Here is a 5,533-nt window from a genome sequence, read left to right as displayed (position 1 = left end):
TGCTTTTTTCACAGCCCCTTTTTAAAACAAACAGAAATACAAATCGAAAGTTATAAAGGAGAAATAAAATGAGTACAAAAAAAGCAATTAGCACATCATTTGTTGCCATATTTATTTTAATAATCACACAGATTATTGCACAATCCATTGCAAGTATGTTTGTTATAATAAAAATTCCAACTGGCATTTGTAATATTATCGCTGGAATTATATATGCTGGATTGACATATCTTATTCTGAAAATGTTTATTAGCAAAATTATTAAATTGCCGACTTCGGATTTCGGAATGCCTAAATTTGCTATTAAAATAAGATGGATTTTAATAGCTGTATTATTACCATTTGTTATAAAAGGAAGTTATCTTTTAATATTCAACGGTAAGTATGTATCCTCAAATATGAATGGAAATCAGATGTTCAATACTTTAAGTGCAGGGGTTGCATTTACCGGAATAGCGGCTGGATTTGTTGAAGAAATGGTGTTTAGAGGAGTTATACTTAATGCATTAAAGAAAAGATGGAATATTAAGGTGGCTGTAATTGTTCCATCAATGTTATTTGGTATTGTACATGTTCTTGGACAGGATTTTTCAATAGGCAGTTGTTTATTAGTAATTATCGCCGGAACGATGGTAGGCGTTATGTTTTCGATGATTGCAATAGAAAGTGGTTCAGTTTGGAATAGTGGAATAGTTCATGCTATCTGGAACGTTGTGATTATTGGTGGAGGATTAGCTATTGGGGAAAAAATGGATAAATATTCTATAATGACATATGTACTTAATTCAAAAGATTTCGCCATCACAGGTGGTGAGTTTGGAATTGAATCATCTGTTATTTCATTGTTTGGATACATAATAGTTGCTGGTATAGCATTTTTTATGATTAAATCAAGAAAAACAAATCGGGATTTATCAAGCTGTTAATTTTGAAAATTTCTTTGAAAAACTATTGACTCCTACGCAACGTAATAGTTTACGATATGTTTATCGAGAGGAGGAAATGACAATGATGACAGTGAATGAGGTAAGTAAATTAACAGGAGTGAGTATACGCACTCTGCAGTATTATGATACCATTGGTCTCTTAAAACCTATTGAATATACAGAGTCAGGTTATAGGTTGTATGACGATACATCCTTGGAAAGGCTGCAACAAATTTTACTGTTTAAAGAATTGGAATTTCCGCTTAAGGAGATTAAAAAGATAATTGATGCCCATAACTTTGACAGGAACAAAGCATTAGAGCAGCAGATTGAATTGCTAACTATGAAAAAAGAGCATCTTGAAAATCTTATTAGTTTCGCTCGAGGAATAAAAGGAATAGGAGTGAAATATATGGATTTTAAAGTATTTGATACAACAAAGATTGATGAGTATTCTAAACGAGCAAAAGAACAATGGGGAGAAACCTCTGAGTATAAGGAGTTTGAAGAGAAAACAAAGAACTGGACGAAAGACGATGAAGCTGCTGTTGCAAATGAGTTTATGCAATTATTTGTTGAATTCGGACAAATGAAAGAAATGGACCCAGAAGATGAACAGGTGCAGTTGCAGGTAAGGAAACTTCAGGATTACATTACAAATCATTTTTATACATGTTCTGATAAGATTTTATGCGGTCTTGGAAGAATGTATGCCGGTGGAGGGGAACTTACGGAAAATATTGATGATGTTGGAGGAGTTGGCACAGCAGAGTTTGCAAGTAAAGCTATTGATATATTTTATATGAGCAGAAGGTAAATTCCAGTTGTGCGCCCAGCTAAGGGTGTGTAGTCAAGCCGGTGGGATTCCGGTTTATCCAAGGTTTAGCCAACCAGATAATAGCGAGTCTTGGGATGATGCTGGTAACGGCATCTGACAAGCGTAGACAGCAAGAAAGCAGGATTGAATAGTGATTGAGCTTCGAAACGTTAACTTCAGTCGGTCGACGTCTTAACTGGTGCGGAAGACAATATCATATAATGCGATATGGCGAGTGTTATGTGGCACTGCGGAGTCAGAGAACCAATCATGTTTTACATTATGAATACACATCAACTGGGGAGAACCTGCCATTTCTCGAAGAAGAGTATGAAGTTGCAACTGAAAACGGAGGATTTCAAATGAATGGTAGGTGGTCGGACAATCCCATAGTACTGTAGAAATCGGGCAATGCCGATGGAGGGAAGGGGATTGCATAGTAAAGGTCTTACTGAGGACACATTATCCGTACTCAGGGACGGAGGAAATAATGGAAACGAAATTAGTAAGAATAGCTGAGATATCGGCAACATCAAAACATCCTATATTTACATCAGTGTACCACTTGATAAATGAAGATATGCTAAAGCAATGCCATAAGGAATTAGATGGGAACAAAGCAGTCGGAATTGACAAGGTAACTAAGGATGAGTATGGGAAGAACCTTGATAGAAATATCAAGGAACTGGTACAGAGGTTGAAAAACAAATCCTTTAAGCCACTTCCGTCACTGAGGGTATATATACCTAAAGGAAATGGAAAGAAACGACCATTAGGGATTGCTTCCTATGAAGATAAGATTGTACAAATGGCAGTGAAGAAAATACTGGGAGCTATTTATGAACCGAGATTCCTAAACTGCATGTATGGATTCAGACTGAATAGGGGGTGTCACGAAGCAATAAAAGAAGTATACCAACGGATAAGTTATGGAAAAATCAGCTATATCGTAGATGCCGATATCAAAGGTTTCTTTGACCATATCGACCATGATTGGATGATGAAGTTCCTTGAATGGAATATACAGGATAAGAACTTATTGTGGCTAATACGTAAATACCTTAAAGCAGGAATAATGGAGCAAGGAAAATTCGAGCCAACAGAGGAAGGTTCGGCACAAGGCTCAGTAATGAGTCCGATGCTTGCAAATATATACATCTGAACAGGTGGCGATTGAAGTGAACAGCGGTTCAGAAGATATGGAAATCTTAAAAGAACATCTCTGTCAGCAAAGAGGAATTAAACGGATCAAGTTGCCTATGAAAACCAATGAAACAGAAATCGCTTATGCTCAGCGTATCAAAGCAGCCTTTCAAAGCGTACATATATTTATTACTTCAGATACGGAAGAAGATGTCGGGACTATCAGAAACGTATTTGAGAACTGGAGGAACAGCCAATGAGAGAAAAGAAATATCATATTTACTTAACAGCCGAAGAACAGAGCAGAGTTATTCAGTCACTTATCCGGCTGAAAAATGAGCTTCTCGAACAAGGCAGATATACTGACGCAGTGGATGATGTTCTCTGCAAGGTATTGGCAGCCAAGAAGAAGCATAATTTATTCATCTAATCAAATTGCCCAGAATATAAGAGGACCGCCTACACCGAAGTGCAAGCGGTCTTTTTTATGGGAATATTATCCATACAAACTGGAATTTATCTTTTCTTATATGTCACCACAACTCCAACCACCGAAGTCAAAAAAACAATCGGTGCGAGTCTTACAAACAAGAATTCAAACCCATGCAGTATTGTTCCTGCCACTGCCAACTCAGGATCATTGTAATTCCAATTCAAATAAAAACTATTCGTAGATGCAAGTGCGATAAATATTACCACTATAACCGCACACAATGAAATAAGAATCCATCGAATCGTTTTTACCTTTGTTATACTTCTTTTTGCAAGCTGCAAATTAATAACTTCTAATTTTTCAGAAAGAATCTTTAAATCATCGGTAGTCGGTTCTGCTACAGGTTCTCCAAGTAATTCACTTACAGTAGTATCCAGTTCATTCGCCAAAATAATCAGCATACTGGAATCTGGAACTGACAAACCATTCTCCCATTTTGATACTGTCTGTCTTACTACGTTCAGTTTAATTGCCAGTTCTTCTTGCGACAGCCCTTTTGACTTTCTAATTCTTTTGATATTTTCATTTAGCATAATCTCTGCCTCCTTGTTTTTGATAGCTCAATTCTATATTCAATAGAGCCGTTGCCACAAGCAATACATATTAACATCCGCTTATTCACGGGCTTTTCACAGACAAATCTCGATTTTTCGTTCTCTGCGACTTCCCAATAAATGGGAATTTAACGTTCTCTTTTATGTCTATCAATAAGCAACAAAACAAACATAATAAGCCATATCCCCCATGCGATCCAACAGCCTATTCCTTGATATTGGATATCTATGATTATTCCAATAATAAAAGGAACTGACATAAACATCATTCTTTTTCCATATGCCTTACACATAGCATTCTCATCGTATTTCTTTCGTTCATCCGCTGATTTTATATTATAACCCGACAAGAATTTAGTAGCTTTTCCTTCTGATTTATAAAACCACATTCCAAACAAAAACATAATCACTGCCATCATAAAGTCAAAAACAATATAGAACATATAATACAATTTCTCCTTTCAGCCAATCACTCTTATCTCTTTGAATTTTCTACATTACTCTTCAGCTTTGACAAAACATAGCAAATCAGTATATCCTGACTGCATAAGTAATTGCTTAAAACCAGACATCACTTCTTCTTTTGTATAATTATTATTTTTCAAAAACTCACTATCCTTCTCACTAAGGTATTGGTAGAAAAGAGCTGCTGCCATTACCTCATTTCTGTCTGTATAATCAATGCTATCTAAAAGTATATTCTCTGCTTCGTTAATTTCCCCAGAATCAATCATATCAAGAAAATTTTTCAAATTTTTCCCTGATACTTCATATTTATTTTCTTTTTCAAGTTCAACAGAAACATACTTTTTCCCAAACATTAAAGAAAATAATACTCTTACCATTTCTTTTATCATTCGCATAATATAGTCTTTTTCGTCTGTGAAATACATTTTTCACCTCCATAACTACCGATTTTACTTTGTAACTATGACTTTTCTGCCGGATATAGCTACCGAGTGGTCGGACAGAAATTATCCGTTACTTCCAACTCAGGTTACGGTCTTTGCCAATCGAAAGGCTTGGTGGAAGTGTAAGGATTGTGGCAGAGAATGGAACACCCTTGCGTGGACGGTGCAAACTGGTTTAAGTCAAACGGGAAATGGCAAAGCCGCACTTATGAACCAAAGACGGGAGATATTATCTTCTTCGATTGGGAGGGCGACGGTACAACAGACCACGTTGGTATCGTAGAGAAATGCGAGAATGGCACAGTTTATACCGTAGAGGGTAACTCAAGCGATGCCTGCAAGCAAAGACAGTACACAGTCGGAAGTAGCAATATTTATTATGGATACGGTATTCCGGCATATTAAAAATTCCAGACGGTGTCTGGAAAATCGAAAAGATAGCTGCTCAGTTGAGTAGCCATCGGGTACATTAAAGAGATTGCTTTTTTCAAATATAACAAGTATAATGAACATACCAAAGGTATGTAAGAAAGGATGGAAAATATGAGAAGAGATCCAGAAAAAACATATGAAAAAATATTAGAAGTTTCAAGTAAGTTATTTTTTGAAAAAGGATATGAAAACACATCTTTGCAGGATATTGTAAATAATTTGGATGGATTAACTTGGTCCTATGTCAAGATTTAGTA

Annotated in this window: 9 protein-coding genes and 2 pseudogenes; 8 read left to right on the top strand and 3 right to left on the bottom strand. The window is 36.1% G+C overall.

The features are described from left to right. Nucleotides 1–68: 68 nt before the first annotated feature. The 5 genes from PGR14_RS15725 (at nucleotide 69) to PGR14_RS15705 (ending at nucleotide 3,316) form a co-directional block, all read left to right on the top strand. Nucleotides 69–926, top strand: coding sequence for a CPBP family intramembrane glutamic endopeptidase (locus PGR14_RS15725; protein ID WP_270223702.1), 858 nt, complete (start codon nucleotides 69–71; stop codon nucleotides 924–926). Nucleotides 927–1,008: 82 nt separating this feature from the next. Then, nucleotides 1,009–1,743 (top strand): MerR family transcriptional regulator, encoded by a 735-nt coding sequence (locus PGR14_RS15720; protein WP_055249488.1) that lies wholly within the window; start codon nucleotides 1,009–1,011, stop codon nucleotides 1,741–1,743. Nucleotides 1,744–2,233: 490 nt separating this feature from the next. After that, nucleotides 2,234–2,905: a reverse transcriptase domain-containing protein gene (locus tag PGR14_RS15715; RefSeq protein ID WP_330663488.1), complete on the top strand. Its 672-nt coding sequence runs from the start codon at nucleotides 2,234–2,236 to the stop codon at nucleotides 2,903–2,905. Nucleotides 2,906–2,921: 16 nt separating this feature from the next. Then, nucleotides 2,922–3,146 (top strand): hypothetical protein, encoded by a 225-nt coding sequence (locus PGR14_RS15710; RefSeq protein WP_270223701.1) that lies wholly within the window; start codon nucleotides 2,922–2,924, stop codon nucleotides 3,144–3,146. Further along, complete coding sequence (locus PGR14_RS15705) at nucleotides 3,143–3,316, top strand: hypothetical protein (RefSeq protein WP_023920558.1); 174 nt, start codon at nucleotides 3,143–3,145, stop codon at nucleotides 3,314–3,316. The genes PGR14_RS15710 and PGR14_RS15705 overlap by 4 nt, the downstream gene beginning before the upstream one ends. Before the next feature lie 86 nt (nucleotides 3,317–3,402). Here PGR14_RS15705 and PGR14_RS15700 read toward each other — a convergent pair whose 3' ends face one another. From PGR14_RS15700 to PGR14_RS15690, 3 genes are all read right to left on the bottom strand, one after another. After that, nucleotides 3,403–3,912, bottom strand: a complete 510-nt coding sequence (locus tag PGR14_RS15700; RefSeq protein WP_055249581.1) for a helix-turn-helix domain-containing protein — start codon at nucleotides 3,910–3,912, stop codon at nucleotides 3,403–3,405. Nucleotides 3,913–4,061: 149 nt separating this feature from the next. Further along, nucleotides 4,062–4,376, bottom strand: coding sequence for a DUF3784 domain-containing protein (locus tag PGR14_RS15695; protein WP_055249579.1), 315 nt, complete (start codon nucleotides 4,374–4,376; stop codon nucleotides 4,062–4,064). Between the two features lie 54 nt (nucleotides 4,377–4,430). Further along, nucleotides 4,431–4,826: a DUF6483 family protein gene (locus PGR14_RS15690; RefSeq protein WP_008370133.1), complete on the bottom strand. Its 396-nt coding sequence runs from the start codon at nucleotides 4,824–4,826 to the stop codon at nucleotides 4,431–4,433. 37 nt (nucleotides 4,827–4,863) lie between these two features. Here PGR14_RS15690 and PGR14_RS15685 point away from each other — a divergent pair. From PGR14_RS15685 to PGR14_RS15675, 3 genes and pseudogenes are all read left to right on the top strand, one after another. Next, a pseudogene (locus tag PGR14_RS15685) lies at nucleotides 4,864–4,941 on the top strand (hypothetical protein); the annotation flags it as partial. A 56-nt stretch (nucleotides 4,942–4,997) separates the two neighbouring features. Beyond that, nucleotides 4,998–5,249, top strand: a pseudogene (locus PGR14_RS15680) (CHAP domain-containing protein); the annotation flags it as partial. A 138-nt stretch (nucleotides 5,250–5,387) separates the two neighbouring features. Further along, nucleotides 5,388–5,531, top strand: coding sequence for a TetR/AcrR family transcriptional regulator (locus tag PGR14_RS15675; RefSeq protein WP_330663487.1), 144 nt, complete (start codon nucleotides 5,388–5,390; stop codon nucleotides 5,529–5,531). Nucleotides 5,532–5,533: the final 2 nt, after the last annotated feature.

The organism is Coprococcus sp. AF99-45, from assembly GCF_027663865.1.
In the GTDB taxonomy this organism is placed as follows: domain Bacteria; phylum Bacillota; class Clostridia; order Lachnospirales; family Lachnospiraceae; genus Allocoprococcus; species Allocoprococcus comes.
This window is presented reverse-complemented; position numbering and strand designations above follow the sequence as displayed.

Excerpts from the sequence above, each read along its gene's own strand:
- PGR14_RS15725 (WP_270223702.1), top strand. The coding sequence starts at position 69 with ATGAGTACAAAAAAAGCAATTAGCACATCATTTGTTGCCATATTTATT.
- PGR14_RS15720 (WP_055249488.1), top strand. The coding sequence starts at position 1,009 with ATGATGACAGTGAATGAGGTAAGTAAATTAACAGGAGTGAGTATACGC.
- PGR14_RS15715 (WP_330663488.1), top strand. The coding sequence starts at position 2,234 with ATGGAAACGAAATTAGTAAGAATAGCTGAGATATCGGCAACATCAAAA.
- PGR14_RS15705 (WP_023920558.1), top strand. The coding sequence starts at position 3,143 with ATGAGAGAAAAGAAATATCATATTTACTTAACAGCCGAAGAACAGAGC.
- PGR14_RS15700 (WP_055249581.1), bottom strand. The coding sequence starts at position 3,912 with ATGCTAAATGAAAATATCAAAAGAATTAGAAAGTCAAAAGGGCTGTCG.
- PGR14_RS15695 (WP_055249579.1), bottom strand. The coding sequence starts at position 4,376 with ATGTTCTATATTGTTTTTGACTTTATGATGGCAGTGATTATGTTTTTG.
- PGR14_RS15690 (WP_008370133.1), bottom strand. The coding sequence starts at position 4,826 with ATGTATTTCACAGACGAAAAAGACTATATTATGCGAATGATAAAAGAA.
- PGR14_RS15675 (WP_330663487.1), top strand. The coding sequence starts at position 5,388 with ATGAGAAGAGATCCAGAAAAAACATATGAAAAAATATTAGAAGTTTCA.